Origin of the sequence: Streptomyces cacaoi (assembly GCF_006539165.1) — a bacterium.
GTDB lineage: Bacteria > Actinomycetota > Actinomycetes > Streptomycetales > Streptomycetaceae > Streptomyces > Streptomyces cacaoi.
Genome location: NZ_BJMM01000005.1, coordinates 1 through 20887, shown reverse-complemented (window position 1 = coordinate 20887; position 20887 = coordinate 1). Strand labels below are relative to the sequence as shown.

Sequence of the window (20887 nt, the reverse complement as noted above, 5' to 3'; positions counted from 1 at the left end):
CGACGTGCTCCCCTGCCCTGTCAGGACATCTGCACGTTTCCCCGTGGTTCCCTCAACCGGCCCTCCTCGTCCGGCAGTTCGTGACCTGTACGGCCCCGCACGGCGCGCAGCGCGACGGCGAGTCCGTCGCGACGGCTGACGCCGAGCTTCCGGTAGACGCTCGTCAGATGGGATTCGACGGTGCGTACCGTGACGAACAGCCGCTGTGCGATCTGCCGGTTGGCGGCGCCGGCCACCACCATCCCGGCGACCTTCGCCTCCGTCGGCGTGAGGATGCCGCCCACGCGTGAGGGCACGGAGTTGCCCATGCGCCCGCCGGCGGAGATCAGCAACCGCCGTGCGGCCCCGGCCAGGACGACCGCGCCGCAGCCGCCGGCCCGGCCGGCCGCCCGGCGCAGATACCGCCGGCCGCCGGACGCGTCGCCGTACAGCAGCAGCGCCCAGCCGAGTTCGTACTCGGCGCGGGCGCATTCGAGCACCGCGGGAGAGCCGGAGAGGTGGTGCACCGACGCGCTGAGCAGATCGAGTCCGGCCCGGCCGGGGCCGAGGACACCGCCGGCCAGCGCGGCCAGCCCCAGGGCGCGCGGGGTTCCCCAGCGCTCCGCGCGCTCGGCGCCCAGCTCGGCGAGTTCCCGGCCCTCGGCGGGCCGTCGGAGGGCCGCCAGGATCAGGCACGCCTCCGACCACCACGGGACGGACACCGGGTTCGCCCAGCCGGCGGCCTCCTGGATCCGGCCGCACTCGCGCAGCAGCCGCAGCGCCTCGGCGCTGTCGCCCACCGCCCCGTGGACGCGGGCCCTGGCCAGCAGGTGGGTCTGGTGCTCCAGGGCGGTGCCGGCCGGCTGCGGGGAGCCGATCCGGTCGATGACCTGCTCGGCCTGCTGCGGGCGGCCCCGGTCGACCAGCGCCGCCGCCAGCACCGCACGGGCCGTCGTCAGCCCGCTGTCCCGGCCGGGGCCGTCGGCCGTCCCGATGAGCGCACGGGCCGTCGCGACGGCGTCGAGCACGGCCCCGTCGCGGTGGACGACGGCGGCCCGCACCGACTGGGTGCGCACGCGTGTCCACTCGGCCGGGTCGTCCGCCACGCGGTGCAGCACACGGTCCAGCGCGGTGTGCGCCTCCTCGGTCTCGTCGGCGAGCGCGAAGGTGACGGCCGCGTTCAGCAGCGGCCAGGCGGGCTGCTCGGGGCCCGCCGCATCCAGCACATGGCGGGCGTCCGCCACCGCCGCGGCACGGCACCGGCCGGAGAGCGCACCGCGCAGCGCGGTGAGCGCCCGCGTCCGCAGCGTGTCGGCACCGTCGGGTGACGGGTGCGGTGGCAGCGGTATGCGGGAAACCGACGGTTCCGAAAGCGGTGGGGACGGCGGGGACGTCGGGGACGGCGAAGGCTGCGGGGACGCCGGGGACGGCGGGGAGAGCGACAGCCGGGCGCCGACGGGGCCGTCCCGGTGCCCGGCGGCGCCCGGTTCCGACGGGCGCCGTCCCATGATCAGCAACGTAGCGGAGACCTGTGCGCGCAGCTGGACGCCGGCCTCGGTGTCCCGCGGCAGGGCGTCGCGTGCGCCCTCCAGTGCCTGGACGAGCTGCTCCCGGCCGGGCTCCGGCACCGGCACGTTGAGCGACGCCATCGCGCATTCGACGGCCGTGACCGCCCGGGCGGTCACGTCGGCGGCGCCGGCCAGCGCCACCCGGAACAGCGGCAGGGCCGCCGCGGGGTCGGACGGTGCGACGGCGCGGGCGAGCCGCAGCCGTATCCGGACGTCGTGGGGCTCCGCCTCCAGTACGCGCCGCAGACAGCGGGCCGCCACCGTGAACGCACCGCGGCGTTCGGCCTGCGCCGCGGCCTCACGCAGTACGGAGGTCATCCACGCCTCCGGGGGGCCGGGCAGTTCGACCAGATGCCGGGCGATCTGCTCGGCGGGGCAGCCCGCGTCGCTGAGCACCAGGGCGGCACGGGCGTGCAGTTCGGTGATCCGCGCCGCGCCCAGGGGGTCGAGCAGGGCGGGCCGCACGGCCTCGCACACCCGCCCGTCGCCCTCCGGTGAGAGCGCTCCCACGTCCTCCAGGACGGCCACGCCCTCCTCCACCACCGGCCTGGAGACGCCCGCCAGCGCCGCGACGTGCTCGGTGGAGGCGGCGCCCAGCAGCGCGGCGGCCACCACGACCCGGCGTACGGGGGCGGGCTGGTGGGCGAGCGCTCGCTGCACCTCTTCGGCCTTCAGCCGGACGCCCAGTTCCTCGGCGAGGCGGGCACCGGAGGCGTCGGGTGCGGCGCCCCGCCCGTGCAGCGCGCGCAGCAGCCGTGCGGCGGTGTCCGGGCTGCCGCCGGAGAGTTCGGTGATCCGCTCGGCGAACGGCGGGTGCACGGGCGTCCCGAACACCTGGTGCGCGAGGTCGCCGATGGGGCCGGTACCGAGCGGCTGGAGGGGCAGTTCGCCGACCGTGGGCCGGCCGACGAGGTCCGCCCAGGCGTCGGGAGCATCCGTGGCGGTGCCGGTCCGTCTGCCGAGTACCACCAGCAGCGGCCGTCCGGCCGCCCTGGCCAGCAGGTAGCCGAGCCAACGCAGCGTGTGCCCGTCGCAGTCGTGGGCGTCGTCGAGCGCGAGGATCAGGGGCCGGTCCGCCATCAGCCGCAGCGCGTACCGGTGGAGGCCGCGGAAGACGGAGTAGGTGGCCTGGGCGGCGACCGGCTGGACATCCGCCGGGTCGGGCAGGAGCGCCGTGCCGGTTCCGCCCGCACCACAACCGCCGTCGTCGGTGGGGTCGGCGCCGAGGCCTGGGCCTGGGCTGCCTTCTCGGCCGTCCTCTGTGCTGCCGATGCCGCCGCAGGGCGCCGGGTGCCGGTCCATCTGCCGTGCTGTCGCAGGGGAGTTGAGCAGTGCGCGCAGTCCGGAGTACGGCTCCGTTCCGCCGTCCGCGCGGGGGCAGCGGCCGTTGAGGACCGTCGCGTCCCGGCATGCGGGGGTGCGCAGCAGGGCGCGGAGGACGGCGGTCTTCCCCCGCCCGGCCGGTCCGGTCACGAGCACGCATCCGGCCGTACCCCGGCGGGCCGCCTCCGCGGCCGCGGCGAGTGCTTTCAGCTCTTCGTCACGGCCGAATATCCCGCCGTTCGGTACGAGTCGTATTCCTTGGCTCGGTTTTTCTTGGTTCCGCACGCGCCCCCCTTGCGTTGGCACACGTCGGGTTACGGCAACACCCCTTCGACGCAGGTGAATTGCCGCCTTCGGTGCAGCGTACCCGAACCCGTGCGCCGGATCGGCCCCGGGAAAAGCACCGGCTTTCCGTACCAGTCGGTCGGCCGGGCGGCGGACCGCGTGGTGCCGACGCGTCCGAAGCGCCCGGAGGTCGGCGGCCCGGCCCGGCACGCGTGGGCGAAGACTAAGGAAATCTCGGTGCGGGACATGAGATCACGGTGGAGCGCACCGCAACTCCCGTCCCAGGAGCGCCGGATGACCGTTGTGAAACCACCGCGCCCGCCGACGGGCCGGGCGGGCGAGGAGCACGGCCACGCGCCGGCGCGCCCCTCGGCCGTGCCCCCGCGGGCGCCGTGCGGCGGTGCGCGCCGGGTCCCCGGCCACGGGGCGGACGGGCCGGCGCCGGGCCCGCTGCGGATGCGGGAACCGCCCGCCGCGCGGAATCCCGGCGGGAAATGCCACATGGCCTGAGAAGCTCTCCTACCCCCGCGACGACTCGGTATTCACTCGAAGTTCAGAAACGGAAACCGAACCGTTCCTCGTGCAAACCACGTGCTCTCGCACGCTTTTCCGAACGCGCGGGGAACGGCTCTTCGATGCTGTTCGAAGGGACCGGAGTCGGAGTGTGCGGGCCCGGGTTGTGCCCGGTCGGCGTGTGCGGACGGCAGCTCTAGGGCTTTCCCCGGTGCACCGGCCCCGAGCATGGGAGCCGCCGGGCCGGAACGTCCACGCCGGACCGGGCCCCGCGCCAGGGGCGTCCACACCGACCCACGGGAGAACAGCCATGTCCGGATCCACCGCACCTCCCCCTCCGGTGCCGGGCGGCGAGAACATGATCGAAGCGCACGGTGTCGGAATGGAGTTCGGTACCGTCCGTGCCCTCGACTCCGTCACGCTGTCCGCACGCCGGGGCTCGGTGCTGGCGCTCCTCGGCCACAACGGCGCCGGGAAGACGACGCTGGTGGGGATCCTGTCGGCGGCGCTGCGGCCCTCCCGCGGCCGGGCACTGGTCGCCGGCTTCGATGTCGCCGCCGAGGCCCGGCAGGTGCGCCGGCGCATCGGGCTCACGGGGCAGTACGCCTCCGTCGACGGACGGCTCAGCGGGCGCGAGAACCTGGTGCTGCTGGCCCGGCTGCTCGGCGCGGGCCGCCGGGGCGCCCGTGCCCGGGCGGACGAACTGCTGGAGCTGTTCGGGCTCCAGCACGTGGCGGCACGGCGGGCCGCGACCTACTCCGGCGGGCTGCGCAGACGGCTCGACCTCGCCGCGAGCCTGGTCGGCCACCCGGAGGTCGTCTTCCTCGACGAGCCCACGACCGGCCTCGACCCGGCCAGTCGGCTCAACCTGTGGGAGATCGTGGAGGACCTCGTCGCGCAGGGCGCCACGGTGCTGCTGACCACGCAGTACCTCGACGAGGCCGACCGGCTCGCGGACTCCATCGCGGTGCTCTCCGCCGGGGCGGTGATCGCCGAGGGGACCGCCGCCGAGCTGAAGTCCCGGGTCGGCCGGCGGACCGTCACGGTGGTGCTCCACCCCGAGGACGAGCCGGCCCTGGCCGGTGCCGCACTGGCACGCGCCGGTTTCGAGCCGGTGTCCGGGGCCGAGCGGAACACGCTCGTCCTGCCCATCGACGCCTCGCGGGACATCGCCGCCGTGGTCAGGGCCCTCGACCAGGTGGGCGTCGAGGCCGCCGAACTGTCCTTCGGGGAACCGGGGTTGGACGACGTCTACCTCGCACTCGCCGCGGACACCGGCGCGCTGCGCCGACCGTCCTCCGCCGCCTCCAGCCCCGAAGGAGCCCGCGCATGACCACGGCTCTCCGCCCGCCCCGCACCTCCTCCCCCGTACCGCCGCTCGGGCAGGGCAGTTCGCCCCTCGGGCAGGTGTGGATCCTCACCGGCCGCTCGCTGCGGGCCCTGGCGACCGACCCGGGAGTGATCCTCTTCGGGCTGCTCCAGCCGATGGTGACGCTCTTCATGCTGACCCAGGTGTTCAGCAAGATGGGCACGCCGCCGCACTTCCCGCACGGCATCACGTACCTCGACTACATCCTGCCGGCCGTCCTCGTCGACAACGCGGTCCAGTCCGCCGTGCAGTCCGGGGTGGGCCTGGTGGACGATCTCAAGAACGGGTTCGTCGCGCGGCTGCGGTCGCTTCCCGTCTCGCCGGCCTCGCTGCTGGTGGCGCGCAGCCTCACCACCGTGGTGCGCAGCACCATCCAGGCCGCCGTCATCCTGCTGCTGGCGATCACGCTGCTGGGCCACGAGCCTCGCGGAGGCGGGCTGCCCCTGCTGGTCTCCCTCGCGCTGACCCTGTTCGTGAGCTGGGCACTGGGCTGGCTGTTCATCGCGGCCGCCGCCTGGCTGCGGCGGGCCGAGCCGATCCAGAACCTCGCCATCATCGCGGTCCTGCCGATGATGTTCATCTCCAGCGCCTACATCCCGCTGGCCGATCTGCCGGACTGGCTGGCCACGCTCGCCCGGCTCAACCCGCTCACCTACGCGATCGACGCGACCCGCGCGCTGGCCCTGGAGCTGCCCGGCTCGGGCTCGGCGCTGCCCGCGCTCGCGCTCGGTGCCGTCCTCGCCGCCGTCGGCTGGGTGCTGGCCGTCCGCGGCTACCGGCGGCCGTTGCAGAACTGACCGGCGGGCCGCGCCGCTTCCGGCCCGGTCCACCCGGGCCGGTGCGGCGGTCCGCGTCCGTCTCCGGCTCGGTCCGAGGCTCAGTCCGGTGGTGCCGCGGCGGACTTGCGGGCGGCCGAGAAGAGCGGCCAGCCGTCGTGGTCGGGGTGGCCGGATATCTCCTCGAAGCCGCTGCCGCTCAGCAGTTCCGGGACCGTCTCCCCGTGCAGATGCCCGTGCTCCACCACCAGCGTGCCGCCGGGACGCAGCAGCCCGACCGCCACCTGGAGGGTGGCCCGCACCAGGCGCAGTCCGTCCGGGCCGGCGTAGATGGCCTGCCGGGGCTGGTGCCTGCTGAACTCGGCGGGCAGATCGCGGCTCTCCTCCGGCATGAACGGCGGGTTGGCCAGCACCAGGTCCACCCGGCCGGTCAGCTCGTCGAGCACTCCGGGCCGGGTGAGGTCCTGCTCGTGCACGGTGACGGGGGTGTCCCCCAGCTCGGCACGGCGCGCGCTGTTGCGGCGGGCGAAGCCGGCGGCGATCGGATCGAACTCGACGGCGTGCACCCGGGCGTCGGGCCGGCGGTGGGCGGCCGCCAGCGCCAGCGCTCCCGATCCGGCGCACAGATCGGCGACGACCGGCGCGGTGACCTCCGCCACGGCGCTCAGCCCGCGCTCCAGAACGGCTTCGCTGTGCACACGCGGCACGAACACGCCCGGCCCGACGGCCAGTTCGAGCCCGCAGAACACGGCTGTGCCGGTGAGGTGGCCCAGCGGGACGCCGTCGGCCCTCCTGGCCACCAGCTTCCGGAACTTCCACACCGCCCGGTCACCGGGCACGGTGTCGAACGGCAGCGCGGCGACGTCGACACCGAGCACCCGTGCGGCGAGCCGCTCGGCGTCGTGCTGTGCGTCGGCGTCGCCGCCCCGCGACAGCGTTGCGGCGGCTTCCTCGATCAGTGTCTTGAGTGTCACTCGACTCCCTGCCTTCTCCTGGGTCACGGCCGGGAGCCAGCGTGTGCCGGGAACGGCTAGGTGAGTGCCCAGACTTCCCGCCCGTACCGGCCCTCCCGGGCCCGGCCGCGGTGGCCAGGCGCGACAGGTCTAAGGAATTCCCCGGTGCCCGGCGTGAGATCACAGTGCGGGGCGGCTCGTGCACCGCCCCGGGGACGCGTGTCCCCGATCTGCCGGCCACCGATGAAAGGCACCCCATGGACCCCGCCCGACGGCCGATCCTGTTCGCGAGTCTTCCGGAGAGCGGACTGCTGAACCCCCTGCTCGTGCTGGCCGGCGAGCTGTCCCGGCAGGGCGTGGAGGACCTGTGGTTCGCCACCGACGAGCCCGGTGCCGAGGACGTCCGGCGGGTCGCCACGGGCGCACCGGTGGAGTTCGCCTCGCTCGGCGAGGTGGCCCCCGAACTGTCCGCCGGCACCTGGCCCGAGGACGTCTACCGGGAGGTCACCCACTCCTCCCGCTTCCGGGCGCACCGCGCCATCATCAAGCAGTCCTACCGGCCCGCGATCCAGGCGGAGAAGTTCCGGCGCCTGGAGGAGATCGTCGAGAAGGTGCGTCCCGCGCTGATGGTCGTCGACTGCACGAGCGGCTTCGCCGTGGATCTGGCCGTGGCCCGGGAGATCCCGTTCGTGCTGAGCGTGCCGTACCTGCCCAGCAACGTGCTCGTCCCGCACCATCCGTTCGCCAAGGGCTACGCGCCGCGCAGCTTCCCCGTCCCGCACTCGGGACTGCCGCACCCGATGACGCCGGCGCAGCGCCTGGCCAACGAGCTGTTCAAATTCCGCACACTGGGCATGTTCCTGACCCCGTCGATGGGCAAGGTGCTGGCGGAGGACTCCCGTATCCGCAAGGAGCTGAAGCTGCCGCCGCCCACGCCGATGACGCGGATCGAGAAGGCCGAGCTGGTCCTGTGCACCTCCGTGGCGGAGCTGGAGTACCCGCTGGAGATCCCGGAGAAGATGCGGCTCGTGGGTGCGCTGCTGCCGCCGCTGCCGCAGACCTCGGGCGACGATCCCGTGCGCGCGTGGCTCGACGCCCAGTCGTCCGTCGTCTACATGGGCTTCGGCACCGTCACCCGGCTGACCCGGCAGCAGGTGCACGCGCTGGTGGAGGTGGCCCGCAGGCTCGACGGTGAGCACCAGGTGCTGTGGAAGCTCCCCGCCGAACAGCAGCATCTGCTGCCGCCGGCCGAGTCGCTGCCGGGCAATCTGCGCATCGAGAGCTGGGTGCCCTCCCAACTGGACGTCCTCGCCCACCCCCACGTGCGGGTGTTCTTCACACACGGCGGCGGCAACGGCTTCCACGAGGGGCTCTACTTCGACAAGCCCCTGGTCGTCCGGCCGCTGTGGGTGGACTGCTACGACCAGGCCGTACGCGGTCGGGACCGCGGGGTGAGCCTCACCCTCGACGACCCGGGCGACATCGTCGTCGACGACGTCGTCGACAAGCTCACCCGGGTACTGACCGAACCCTCCTTCCGTGCGAACGCGGCACGGATGGGAGCGCTGCAACGCGCCGCGGGCGGCCGTGCAGCCGCCGCCGATCTGATCCTCGGCCTGCCGAGCCTGTCCTGAGCGGAGAAGACATGTCGTTCAAGTACCCCGCTTCCCGTCCCGCGCTGGACGGGCGCGAACTCGAGTACGTCACCGAGACGATCAGGGACGGGTGGATATCGTCACAGAGCCCCGTCGTCCAGCGGTTCGAGGAGGCGTTCGCCGCCTACCACGGCACCGTGCACGGGGTCGCCTGCTCCTCCGGCACCGCCGCGCTCACCCTGGCGCTGCGGGCGCTGGGCATCGGCCCGGGCGACGAGGTCATCGTGCCGGAGTTCACCTTCATCACCTCGGCGTGGGCGGTGACGTACACCGGCGCCACGCCCGTCTTCGTCGACTGCGGGGACGATCTCGACATCGATGTGGAGCTGATCGAGAAGAAGATCACCCCCCGGACGAAGGCCGTGATGCCCGTCCATGTCTACGGCCGGCGCTGCGACATGGCCACGATCATGGAGCTGGCCTTCGAGTACAACCTGCGGGTCGTCGAGGACTCCGCCGAGGCGCACGGCGTGCGGCCGGTGGGCGACATCGCCTGCTTCTCCCTGTTCGCCAACAAGACCGTCACCGCGGGCGAGGGCGGGGTCTGCCTCACCGACGACCCGCGGCTGGCACGGCAGATGGCGCATCTGCGGGCGATGGCCACCCCCGCCGACCACAGCTATCTGCACAAGAACCTGGCCTACAACTTCCGGATGACCGGCATGCAGGCCGCCGTGGCACTGGCCCAGGTGGAACGCATGGACGAGATCCTCGCCACCCGGCGCACCATCGAGAAGCGCTACGACACGCTCCTGGCCGGCATCCCCGGCCTGACGCTGATGCCGCCGCGCGACGTGCTGTGGATGTACGACGTGCGGGCCCAGCAGCGCGAGGAGCTGCGGGCGTTCCTCGCCGAGGCGTCGATCGAGACCCGGCTGTTCTTCAAACCGATGAGCCGCCAGCCCACCTACTTCCACCCGGACTGGCGTTCCCTCAACGCCGGCCGGTTCTCCGAGGACGGCCTCCATCTGCCCACGTACACCGCCCTCACCGAGGAGGACCAGGCGTATGTGGCGGGAAAGATCCGTGAGTTCTACGCAAGGGCACCGTCCGGCCGGGCGGTCGCAGCGCACGGGGGCTGAGCGGCCCCGCACCACCGGACCCGCGGGCCTCGCCGCGGGTCCGGCTCCCCAGAAAGGACCCGAGCTGTTGCACAGCATGGACAACGACCTCGCCCTGTGGTTCCGGCGCTACCACCCGACGGCGGCCGACGGCGCCGCCCGGCTGGTCTGCTTTCCGCACGCCGGCGGATCGGCCAGCTTCTACCACCCCGTGTCGGCCGCGTTCGCAGGCGGCGCCGACGTCGTCGCCCTCCAGTATCCGGGCCGTCAGGACCGCCGTCGGGAGCCCTGCGTGACCGACATCGCCGAGCTGGCCGACAGGATCACCGGCAAGCTCCTGGAACTGGACGAGCGGCCCACGGTGTTCTTCGGGCACAGCATGGGCGCCGTGCTCGCCTTCGAGACGGCGTGGCGGCTCGAACAGAAGGGCTCGGGTGCGGCTCCCCGCGCGCTCGTCGCCTCCGGCCGCCGGGCGCCCTCGACCCACCGCCCCGAGACGGTCCACCGGCGCGACGACGACGGCATCATCGCCGAACTGAAGCTGCTCGACGGCTCCGACCAGAAGGTGCTCGGCGACGAGGAGGTCCTGCGCATGGCGCTGCCGGCCATCCGCGGCGACTACGAGGCGATCGAGAAGTACCGCTGTGACGAGGAGCGCCGCGTCCGCTGCCCGATCACCGCGGTGACCGGCGACGAGGACCCGCGTACGACGCTGGACGAGGCGGAGGCATGGGGGCGGCACACCGAGGGCGCCTTCCGGCTGGAGGTCCTGCCCGGCGGCCACTTCTTCCTGACGGGCCAGCAGGCGGCCGTCATCTCGCTGATCTCCCGCGAACTCGGACAGTTGTGATGCGTACCCTGCTGGTCGACAACTACGACTCGTTCACCTACAACCTCTTCCACTACCTGGCGGAGGTCAACGGCGAGGAACCCGAGGTCCTGCGCAACGACGACCCGGCGTGGCGGCCGGAGCTGCTGGAGGACTTCGACAACGTCGTCCTCTCGCCGGGGCCCGGCACCCCGCACCGCCCGGCCGACTTCGGCTGCTGTGCGCGGATCGCCGCCGACGGTGCCCTCCCGGTCCTCGGGGTGTGCCTGGGGCATCAGGGGATGGCGCTGGCGCACGGTGCCCGGGTCGGCCCGGCACCGGAACCGCGGCACGGCAGGATCTCCCCGGTCACCCACGACGGCACCGGCCTGTTCGCGGGGCTGCCCTCGCCGCTGGAAGCCGTCCGCTACCACTCCCTCGCGGTGACCGCGCTCTCCCCCGCGCTGGAGGCCACCGCCTGGGCACCCGACGGGACCGTCATGGCGCTGCGGCACCGCGAACTGCCGCTGTGGGGCGTGCAGTTCCACCCCGAGTCCATCAGCACCCGGTACGGGCACCGGCTGCTGGCCAACTTCCGCCGGCTGACCGAGGAGCATGCACACCGCACGGGCCGCGCCCGGCGCACACCGCCGCCCCGGCATACCGTCCGGGAGGCCGGGCGCTCCGCCGCTGCGGGCGCCGGTACACGGCCCGTCCGCCGGCTGCGGGTGCTGGCCGAAGAGCTGCCGACCCGGTGGGACGCCGAGGTCGCCTTCGACCGGCTCTTCCGCACCGGCGACCACCCCTTCTGGCTCGACAGCAGCCGCACCGGCACCGAGCTGGGTCAGCTGTCCGTGATGGGCGCCGCGTCCGGCCCGCTGGCCCGCGTCGCACGCGCCGATGTGCCCGCCGGCACCGTCACCGTCACGGAGAACGGCGCCTCCCGGACGGTGCCGGGGGACTTTTTGGCATGGCTGGCGGAGGATCTCGACTCCGTGCGGACCGAGGTACCGCCGCTGCCGTTCGACTTCGCCCTGGGCTGGGTCGGCTACCTCGGCTACGAGCTCAAGGCCGGCTGCGGCGGGGAGGCCGCGCACCGCTCGGCCGAGCCCGACGCCGTCATGGTCTTCGCCGACCGTGCCCTCGTCCTCGACCACCGCACCGGCGCCACGCATCTGCTGGCCCTCGCGGAGGACGGCGCCGAGGAGGCGGCCCGCGCCTGGCTGGCGGACGCGGCCCGCGCTCTCGACGCCGCGGCGGGCGTGCCGGCCGGTCCCTGTGCGGCGCCCGTGCCGCCCGGCAGCGTCCCCGTGCGGCTGCGCCACGACCGGGACACCTACCTCAAGCTCATAGCGGAGTGCCGGGAGGAGATCCGGGCGGGCGAGACCTACGAGGTCTGCCTCACCAACATGATCGAGGCGGACGCCGCCCCCGACCCCTGGCAGGCGTACCGCTTCCTGCGCCGGAGCAGTCCCGCGCCGTTCGCCGCGTTCCTCGACTTCGCCGGGGTGTCCGTGCTCAGCACCTCCCCGGAGCGGTTCCTGCGCATCGGCCGGGACGGTGTGCTGGAGTCCAAGCCCATCAAGGGCACCCGGCCGCGCGGCGCGACACCCGAGCAGGACGCGGACCTCGCCGAGGAGTTGGCCGCCTGCGAGAAGGACCGCGCCGAGAACCTGATGATCGTGGATCTGGTCCGGCACGATCTGGGGCGCTGCGCCGAGGTGGGCTCGGTCGTCGCCGACCCCGTCTTCGCCGTCGAGAGCTACGCCACCACGCACCAGCTGGTGAGCACGGTGCGGGCGCGGCTGCGGGCGGACCGGAGCGCCGTGGACGGCGTACGGTCCGCGTTCCCCGGCGGGTCCATGACGGGCGCACCGAAGATCAGGACGATGCAGATCATCGACCGGCTCGAAGGCGGTCCGCGAGGCGTCTACTCCGGTGCCATCGGCTACTTCTCGCTGACCGGTGCCGCCGATCTGAGCATCGTCATCCGCACCGTCGTGCTGCACGGCGGCGCCCTGCGCTACGGGGTGGGCGGCGCCATCATCGCGCTGTCGGACCCGGAGGCCGAGTTCGAGGAAACGGCCGTGAAGGCCGCACCGCTGCTCGCCCTGCTCGGCGCCGAGTTCCCCGGGCGGGAGCCCGCCGACGCCGGCGAACCCGCCAGATGACCAGGAGTGCCGATGTCCGTCCGCACAGCTGACTACTCGTTCACCCCGCCCGCCGACACCGAAGGGGTGCTCGGCGGCTTCACCCTGCCCGGTGTCTTCCGCACGGCGGCCGAGGCCGCACCCGACGCGGTGGCGCTCGTCGACGGCGACCGCGCCTGGACCTGGCGGCAGTGGCAGAAGGAGGTCGACGCGCTGGCCCGGGGCCTTCAGGAGTACGGGGTGGGCGCCGGTGACGTCGTGGCCGTGCAACTGCCCAACTGCTTCGCGTTGCAGACCGTCCACCTCGCCGTCGCCGCCGTCGGCGCCGTGCTGATGCCCGTCCACCAGGGCAACGGCAGCGCCGATGTGCACGCCCTGCTGACACGGGTGGAGCCGGTGCTCGTGGTCCTGCGCGCCGGTGTCACGGAGGAGGGCGGACCGCTGGCGGCCCCCGCGCTGCTGCGGTCGCTGCCGTCGCTGCGGGCCGTCCTCGTGGCCGGGCCCGCCGACGCAGCGCCCTCGCCGGAGGCGGCGCCTCCCGAGCCGGGACGGGAGGCCGTTGCGCTGGCGGCGCTGACGGCGCGGTGGGCGGGCCACGCCCCGAGCCCGGTGGAGGTGTCGCCCGGTTCGCCGTTCGTGCTCGTCCCGTCGTCCGGTACGACGTCCGCGCGGCCGAAGATCTGCCTGCACACGCACGACGGGCTGCTGTCGAACACGGCGGATGTGACGGCCGAGGCGGCGGAGGCGTTCGGCGGCACGGTCGTCACCGCCTGCCCGATCACGCATCTGTTCGGGCTCCAGTCCATGCACTCGGCGCTGTTCGCCGCGAGCCGGCAGGTCCTGCTGGCGAGCTGGGGCCCGGACCGTTTCCTCCGGCTGGCGCGAGAGGCCCGTCCCCGCGTCGTCTTCGCGGTGCCGGCGCAGCTGCACGATGTCGTCGCCCGGCTCGCGGAGACCGGCGAGCCCGCCGGGTTCGGCCCGCACGAGGTGCGCACGGCGGGCGCGTCCGTGCCGGGTGCGCTGGTCGCGGACGTACGTGCCGCCCTGGGCTGTCCCGTCGTGGTGGTGTGGGGCATGTCCGAGCTGGGCACCGGCACCTGCACCCGCGCCGACGACGAGGCCGGTGTCGCGGCCCGCAGCGTGGGCCGGCCGACCCGCGGCGCACAGGTGCGGGTGCGGGCCGAGGACGGAACCGCGTGCGCCGCCGACGAGGCGGGGGAACTCCAGTACCGCAGCCCGGGCATGTTCCGGGGCTACTTCGGCGAGCCGGAGCTGACGCGTTCCGCCGTCACCGACGACGGCTGGCTGCGCACCGGGGACCTCGCCTCGGTCGGCGCCGACGGCCGGGTGACGTTCCACGGCCGGGCCGCGGAGATCGTCAACGTGGGCGGCCGGAAGTTCAACGCCACCGAGATCCAGGGCCTGTTGGCCGAACTTCCGCAGCTGGGGCCGCTGGCCGTGCTCGGCCGTCCCGACCCCCGGCTCGGCGAGTACCCCTGCCTGGTCGTCACCGAACAGGCCGACCCGGCCACCGGCCTGGAGGAGGTGACCGCGTTCCTGCGCGGGCGCGGCGTCGCCGAGTACAAGATCCCCCTGGAACTGGTGGCGGTGCCGGAGCTGCCGCGCACCCCGGCCGGCAAGATCCACCGGCGGGCGCTGGAGCAACTCCTCGCCTCCGGCGGCCTGTTGCCGCGCCCGGACGGCGGAAGCGGCCCGGCCCGCCCGCTGACCCGCGAGGAGGCGCTGGAACTGGTCCGTGCCGCGGTGGCGAAGGTCCGCGGTGACGGCGCCGACGCCACGGACACGAGCGCCGTCGCGCCCGACACCGCGGCCCCGGAAGCCATCGCGCCCGGGGCCACGTTCCGCGCCCTGGGCCTCGACTCGGTGCGGGCGATCCGGCTGCGCAACGCCCTCCAGGACGCCACGGGCCGTCCCCTCGCGGCCACCCTCGCCTTCGACCACCCCACCCCGGAGGCCGTCGCCCGCTTCCTGGCCGGGGAGACGGACGAGACCGCCGAACCGGACGGGCGGCACACCGGCGACGGGCCCGCGCCCGGGCCGGTGCGGGAGGACGACGACCCCGTGGCCGTCGTCGGCATGGCCTGCCGGCTGCCGGGCGGTGTGTCCTCCCCCGAGGAGCTGTGGCGTCTGCTCGTGGACGGAACCGACGCGATCTCCGGGTTCCCGGCCGACCGCGGCTGGGACCTCGACGCGCTCTTCGACGACGATCCGGACCGGCCGGGCACCTCCTACGCCCGCGAGGGCGGATTCCTCCACGACGCCGGCGACTTCGACGCGGGCTTCTTCGGCCTCTCCGACCGGGAGGCGCTGGCGACCGACCCGCAGCAGCGGCTGCTGCTGGAGCTGTCCTGGGAAGCCTTCGAACGCGCGGGCATCGACCCGGGCACCCGGCGGGGCAGCCGGACCGGGGTCTTCACCGGGGCGATGTACCACGACTACGGCACCGGTCGCACCGCCGAACTCCCGGAATTGGAGGGCCTGTTGGGCATCGGCACCGCGGGGAGCGCGCTGTCCGGCCGGATCGCCCACACCTACGGCTTCGAGGGCCCCGCGCTGACGGTGGACACCGCCTGCTCCTCCTCGCTCGTCGCCGTGCACCTGGCCTGCCGGTCCCTGCGCTCGGGCGAATCGTCCCTGGCCCTGGCGGGCGGGGTGGCCGTGATGGCGACGCCCGCCTCGTTCGTGGAGTTCTCCCGGCTGCGCGGGCTCTCGCCCGACGGCCGGTGCAAGTCGTTCGCCGACTCCGCCGACGGGGCGGCCTGGTCGGAAGGCGCCGGGCTGCTCGTACTGGAGCGGCTCTCGGACGCGCGCCGCAACGGGCACCGCGTCCTCGCCCTCGTCCGCGGCTCGGCGGTGAACCAGGACGGCGCCTCCAACGGGCTGACCGCGCCGCACGGTCCCGCTCAACGCCGCGTCATCCGGCAGGCGTTGGCCGACGCGCGGCTCGCGCCCGGCGACGTGGACGCCGTCGAGGGGCACGGCACGGGCACCGCGCTGGGCGATCCCATCGAGGCACAGGCGCTGCTGGCGACCTACGGCCGGGACCGTGCCGGGAGCGGGCCGCTGTGGCTGGGCTCGGTGAAGTCGAACATCGGCCACACCCAGGCGGCGGCCGGGGTCACGGGCGTCCAGAAGATGGTCCTGGCCCTGGAGCACGGCATGCTGCCCAGGACGCTGCACGTGGCTGCACCCTCTTCGCAGGTGGACTGGTCGGCGGGCTCCGTGGAACTGCTCGGCGAGGCCCGCGCCTGGCCGGGTGGCGGGCGCCCGCGGCGGGCCGGCGTGTCCTCGTTCGGCATCAGCGGGACCAACGCCCATGTGATCCTGGAGGAGGCGCCGCCGCCGTCCGCGCGCCCCGTGCCCTCGGACGCCGCACACGGGGAAGGCGCCCAGGACGCGGCAGGAACGGAGACACGGCCGGCGGCCGGGGCGGAGCCGAAGGCAGGTCCAGACGCAGATCCGGGGGCACGTCCGGGGGCAGGTGCATCAGGCAGGTCGGGCAGGGCGGACACCGGCGGTGACAGGTGCGGCGGGGCGGCCCCCTGGATCCTCTCGGCCCGGAGCGAGGCCGCGCTGCACGCCCGGGCACGGCAGCTCGCCGTGTACGCGGAGGCCGAACCTTCCCTGTCCGCACGGGACCTCGCCTACGCGCTGGCCACCACCAGGGCTGTGCACGAGCACCGGGCCGTCGTCGACGGCGCCACCCGCGAGCAGCTGCTGGCGGCCACGGCCGCGCTGGGCCGCGGGGAGCGCGCCCCCGGCGTCGTACGGGACCGCCCCGGTGCGACGGGCGGGCCCCCGGTCTTCGTGTTCACCGGGCAGGGCAGCCAGCGGCCCGGCATGGGACGCGAACTGGCCGCGGCGGAACCGGTGTTCGCTGACGCCCTGCACGAGGTGTGCGAGGTCCTCGATCCGCTGCTGGAGCGCCCGCTGACCTCCGTGATGTGGGCCGGCCCCGACACGGAGGAGGCCGCGGCGCTGGACGGTACGGGCTGCGCCCAGCCGGCGCTGTTCGCCTTCGAGGTGGCCCTGTACCGGCTCTTCGCGTCCTGGGGTGTGCACCCGGGCGCCCTGGTGGGGCACTCGGTCGGTGAGATCAGCGCCGCCCATGTGTCCGGAGTGCTCGGCCTGGGCGACGCCTGCGCACTGGTCGCGGCGCGGAGCAGGCTGATGGCGGCGCAGCCGGCGGGCGGCGCCATGGTGGCGGTCCGTGCCACGGAGGACGAGGTACTGCCCTGGCTCGACGGCAAGGCGGACGCGGTGTCCGTCGCCGCGGTCAACGGGCCCCGCTCCGTCGTCCTGTCGGGCGCCGAGGCGCCGCTCGCGAGGCTGGCCGACAGCCTCGGCGCCGCCGGGTACAAGACGCGCCGGCTCGTGGTGAGCCACGCCTTCCACTCCCCGCTGATGGAGCCGGTGCTGGCCGACTTCCGCGCCGCCGTGGCCGCCCTGGACTTCGCCGCGCCGACCGTTCCCCTCGTCTCGGGCGTGACCGGCCGTCCCCTCACGGCGGACGAGGCCCGCGACCCCGGCCACTGGGTGCGTCAGGTGCGCGACCCGGTCCGGTTCAAGGACGCCGTCGACCACGCACTCACCGGTGAACGCCCCTGTGCCTTCCTTGAGTTGGGCCCCGACCCGGCGCTCACCCCCATGGTCGACGAATGCCTCGAAGCGGCGCCCGGTGCCCGCCCCGCCCCCGCCGTCGTACCGGCCCTGCGCACCGGGGAGAGCGAGGTGCACAGCGCGCGTGCCGCCGTCGCCCGGCTCGCCGTACGCGGAGTGCCCGTCGACTGGCGCTCGGTCCTCCCGGGGGCGGAGGCGGTACCGCTGCCGACGTACCCCTTCCAGCGCCGTCGGTTCTGGCTGACCTCCGCGGGCGGCACCCCGGCCGCCGCACGCACCGGCAGCGGCCTCCCGGCCACGGCGGCTCCCGCCGGGGCCATGTTGTCGGAGCCGTCCGAGCCGTCAGGACTGCCAGGGCCGTCGGGGCTGTCGGCGGACCTGTCCGGGCTCGGCGAGGAGGAGCAGCAGGCACTGCTGCTCGGCCTGGTCACCGCCGAGGTCGATGCGGTGCTCGGCGGCCGGGAGGACCGCGACGACGACGCCGACCGCACCTTCCAGGACATGGGGCTCAACTCGGTGAACGCCGTCGAGCTGCGCAACCGGCTGATGACCGCCACCGGGGTACCGCTGCCCGCCACGCTGATCTTCGACCACCCCACTCCGGCCGCCGTCGTCCGCCTGGTGCGGGACCGGCTCACGCCCGCCACCACGGCCCGGCCGCCGCGGGAGGCGGCCACCGTCGTGGCGGAGCTGGAGCAGTGGCTCGCCGACGGCGGCGTCCTCGACGCGGAGACCTCCGCCCGGCTCCGGGCACTCACGGCCCCGGAAGGCGGCGCGGAGGAGCGACCGCAGCAGCTCGACCTCACGGCGGCGAGCGACGAGGACCTCTTCCGCCTCGTGGACGGCGAACCGCTGTCCTGACCCACCGCCCGGACAAGGGCCCCGGGGGCTGCCGGCCCCCGGGGCCCGCTGCTGTGTAGCCTCCGCCCTACAGACGCTCGCCGGGAACGGCCAGATACGCCTCCCGCAAGCGGGCGAGCAGCGGATGCCCGGTGTCCAGAGACACCTCGTCGATGTGGGACACGGCCCGCACGCCGATCGCCGCGTTCGTCGCGAACGCCGCCTGCATCTGCGGCAGTTCGTCCAACGTGACCGGCGCTCCCGCACCGGCCTCCCGCTGACGCAGCAGGGCCGCGGTCACACCGGGCAGCGCCTCGGCCTCGGGCCAGACGACGCCGTCCCGCCGGATGAAGCCGATGTTCCATGTGCCGCCCTCCGACACCCTGCCGTCCGCTCCGACGAACAGGGCGTCGTCGTAGCCGTCCAGCTGGCAGGCCCGCCGCGCGTGGAGCGCCCCGAACAGACCCGTGTGCTTGACGGCCGGCACCTCGCGCTCGTGGCGGACGGACTTCACCCGCAGCGGGGACTGCGGCACGGCGGCCCCCGGCCGCACGGTGACCAGCACCTGCGGCTGGTCCGCCGCGGCCGGGCGGCCCAGGTCGACGGCCGGGTCCAGGACGGTGACCCGGACGATCCGGGGGCCGCTCTCCCCCGCCACCGCCTGCCGGACGTACCGCCGCACCGCTTCGGTGTCCAGTCCGGCGCCGAACACCGCCCGGCAGTCCCGGACGAGGCGCTCCAGATGCAGACCGAGGCCCCGCACCCGCCCGTCCTCGACGCGCATCGTCGTGAAGTGCCCGTAGTTCGTCAGCGCGAGACGCAGCAGCACATCGGATTCCACGGGGAGCCCGTTCAGTTCAGCCATGATCCAGCCTTCGGGGTGCGGGAGAGGTCGTCGGTGAGTGCGGGACGGGGTAGTCGGCCGATACGGGCGGCGGGCGGCCGTGACGATCGGCCGATACGGACGGTGAGCGGCGGGCTGCGGTGACGGTCAGCGGATCGGGGACGGTGGGCGGCGGGCTTCCGCGACGGTAGGGGCGTCGATGGCTGGAGCCGGGGCGCCCGGCGACCGTGCGGCCGCCGGGCGTCCCGTTCCCGTTCCTCCTGGCCCGTCACCTGTCGTCGCCGAGGCCCAGTTCGTTGTCGAGCAGCTCGAACACCTCCTCGTCGGACGCTTCGGTGAAGTCGAACTCGGAGCCGTCGCCCGTCCCCGCCGCCTCGCCTCCGGGCCCGTCCGCACCGCTGCGCAGCGCGTTCCACTTCGACTTCAGCACCTCCAGGCGTCCCGCGATCTGCCGGTGGGTCTCCTCGGTGACCTCCAGCTCACCGAACGCCCGCTCCAGCCGCTCCAGTTCGCCCAGGAGCGACTCCGGTCCCGTGGGCGAAGCCTCCGGCGCCAGCAACGCGTAGAGATGGTCGACCAGTTCATCGGCCGACGGGTAGTCGAAGAGCAGCGTGGCCGGCAGCCGGGTGCCGGTGAGGCTGCTCAGCCTGTTCCGCAGCTCGATCGCCGTGAGGGAGTCGAAGCCGAGGTCCTTGAAGGCCGTCGCCGGGTCCACGGCGCCGGCGCCCGCATGCCCGAGGACAGCGGCGACCTCCGCCCGCACGGCCTCCAGCAGGGCCTCCCGCCCTTCCGCCGGAGAGAGACCGGACAGCCGCTCGGCCAGCCCGGCAGCCGCGGCCGACCCGCCGCCCGCCGCCGTACGGCGGCCCGGCACCCGGACCAGCCCGCTCAGCAGCGCGGGCACCTCGTCACGCGCCCGGAACGCCGCCAGGTCCAGCCGGAGCGGCAGCGAGACCGCCTCCGCCGACGCCAGCGCCGCGTCGAACAGCGCCACGCCTTCCTCGGGCGACAGCTCGGGCATCCCGCTGCGGGCGATTCGCCGACCGCCCTCCTCGGACAGAGTGCCGGTCATACCGGCTTCCTGTGCCCACGGGCCCCAGGCGAGCGACGCGCCCGGCAGCCCCCGCGCCCGGCGATGCTGCGCCAGGGCGTCCAGGAAGGCGTTCGCCGCCGCGTAGTTGGCCTGGCCCGGGGTTCCGAAGGTGCCCGCCGCCGAGGAGAAGGTGACGAACGCGTCGAGGTCGAGGCCGCGGGTTGCCTCGTGCAGGTTCCAGGCTGCGTCCACCTTCGGCCGCAGCACGGCCGCCAGCCGCTCGGCATCCAGCGACTCCACGACGCCGTCGTCCAGCACACCGGCCGTGTGCACGACAGCCGTGATGTCCCCATACCGGTCGACGAGTTCGGTGACCGTCGCGGCGTCCGCGACATCGCACGCCTCCACCGCGACGGACGCCCCGAACCCCTCCGACAGCTCCGACACCAACTCCGCCGCGCCCTCAGCCGCCGGACCACTCCGGCTGACCAGCAGCAGACCCCGCACCCCGTGCTCCGCCACCAGATGCCGGGCCACGATCCGGCCCAGCCCACCGGTACCACCCGTGACCAGCACCCGCCCCCGCGACGACCACACCGGCCCGCCGGGCGCATCAGCCGACACCCGGCCCAGCCGCGCAGCCGACAACGCGCCCTCGCGGGACCGCAGTTGAGGCTCACCGGAGGCCAGCGCCGCAGCCAACAGGGTGGCCTCGTCGTCCGCGTCGGCTTCCGCGTCCGGGTCCGGGTCCAGGTCCACCAGGACGAACCGTCCCGGATGCTCCGACTGCGCGGAACGCACCAGGCCCCACACGGCCGCGCCCGCCAGATCCTCGCCCGACGTCGCGCCCCGCGTCACGAACACCAACCGCGACCCGGCCCACCGCTCATCCGCCACCCACGACTGCACCAGACCCAGCACCGCAGCCGCCAACTCATGTGCTCCCCCAGCCGGTTGCTCGACGTACGACGGCACGCGCACCAGCACCGCCTCCGGCGCCTCCTCATCCGGCAGCGCCGCGAGCACGCCGGCTTCCAGCCCGACCTCGACCGGCCTCCTCACCTCGGTGCCCGCCGCCGCGTGGACGGG

Annotated in this window: 10 protein-coding genes and 1 pseudogene; 7 read left to right on the top strand and 4 right to left on the bottom strand. The window is 74.4% G+C overall.

What is annotated here, in order from left to right; all coding sequences use genetic code 11:
* Positions 1–20: 20 nt before the first annotated feature.
* Complete coding sequence (locus SCA03_RS07390) at positions 21–3155, bottom strand: helix-turn-helix transcriptional regulator (RefSeq protein WP_158102320.1); 3135 nt, start codon at positions 3153–3155, stop codon at positions 21–23.
* Between the two features lie 823 nt (positions 3156–3978).
* On the opposite strand from SCA03_RS07390, the gene SCA03_RS07385 reads away from it, so the two are divergent.
* Positions 3979–5001 (top strand): ATP-binding cassette domain-containing protein, encoded by a 1023-nt coding sequence (locus SCA03_RS07385; RefSeq protein WP_051845865.1) that lies wholly within the window; start codon positions 3979–3981, stop codon positions 4999–5001.
* Positions 4998–5834, top strand: coding sequence for an ABC transporter permease (locus SCA03_RS07380; protein ID WP_030879797.1), 837 nt, complete (start codon positions 4998–5000; stop codon positions 5832–5834). Before SCA03_RS07385 ends, SCA03_RS07380 begins: the two co-directional genes overlap by 4 nt.
* A gap of 80 nt (positions 5835–5914) precedes the next feature.
* Here SCA03_RS07380 and SCA03_RS07375 read toward each other — a convergent pair whose 3' ends face one another.
* The gene (locus SCA03_RS07375) at positions 5915–6787 is read right to left on the bottom strand and encodes a N5-glutamine methyltransferase family protein (protein ID WP_158102321.1); all 873 of its coding nucleotides are present in this window, start codon (positions 6785–6787) and stop codon (positions 5915–5917) included.
* 236 nt (positions 6788–7023) lie between these two features.
* On the opposite strand from SCA03_RS07375, the gene SCA03_RS07370 reads away from it, so the two are divergent.
* From SCA03_RS07370 to SCA03_RS07350, 5 genes are all read left to right on the top strand, one after another.
* On the top strand, positions 7024–8400 hold the full coding sequence (locus SCA03_RS07370) for a glycosyltransferase (RefSeq protein WP_086816526.1): 1377 nt from the start codon (positions 7024–7026) through the stop codon (positions 8398–8400).
* Positions 8401–8411: 11 nt separating this feature from the next.
* A complete protein-coding gene (locus SCA03_RS07365) occupies positions 8412–9503 on the top strand; it encodes a DegT/DnrJ/EryC1/StrS family aminotransferase (RefSeq protein ID WP_051856349.1) in 1092 nt (363 codons plus the stop codon).
* Positions 9504–9570: 67 nt separating this feature from the next.
* A complete protein-coding gene (locus tag SCA03_RS07360) occupies positions 9571–10332 on the top strand; it encodes a thioesterase II family protein (protein WP_086816528.1) in 762 nt (253 codons plus the stop codon).
* Positions 10332–12461, top strand: coding sequence for an aminodeoxychorismate synthase component I (pabB, locus tag SCA03_RS07355; RefSeq protein WP_086816529.1), 2130 nt, complete (start codon positions 10332–10334; stop codon positions 12459–12461). Before SCA03_RS07360 ends, pabB begins: the two co-directional genes overlap by 1 nt.
* Before the next feature lie 12 nt (positions 12462–12473).
* Positions 12474–17942 carry a type I polyketide synthase gene (locus SCA03_RS07350; RefSeq protein WP_141275269.1) on the top strand — a complete coding sequence of 1823 codons (5469 nt, stop codon included), beginning with the start codon at positions 12474–12476 and terminating at the stop codon, positions 17940–17942.
* 67 nt (positions 17943–18009) lie between these two features.
* Here the strand turns inward: SCA03_RS07350 and SCA03_RS07345 are convergent, their stop codons facing one another.
* On the bottom strand, positions 18010–18786 hold the full coding sequence (locus tag SCA03_RS07345) for an aminotransferase class IV family protein (RefSeq protein WP_086816704.1): 777 nt from the start codon (positions 18784–18786) through the stop codon (positions 18010–18012).
* Between the two features lie 247 nt (positions 18787–19033).
* A pseudogene (locus SCA03_RS07340) lies at positions 19034–20815 on the bottom strand (type I polyketide synthase); the annotation flags it as partial.
* Between the last annotated feature and the right edge of the window lie 72 nt (positions 20816–20887).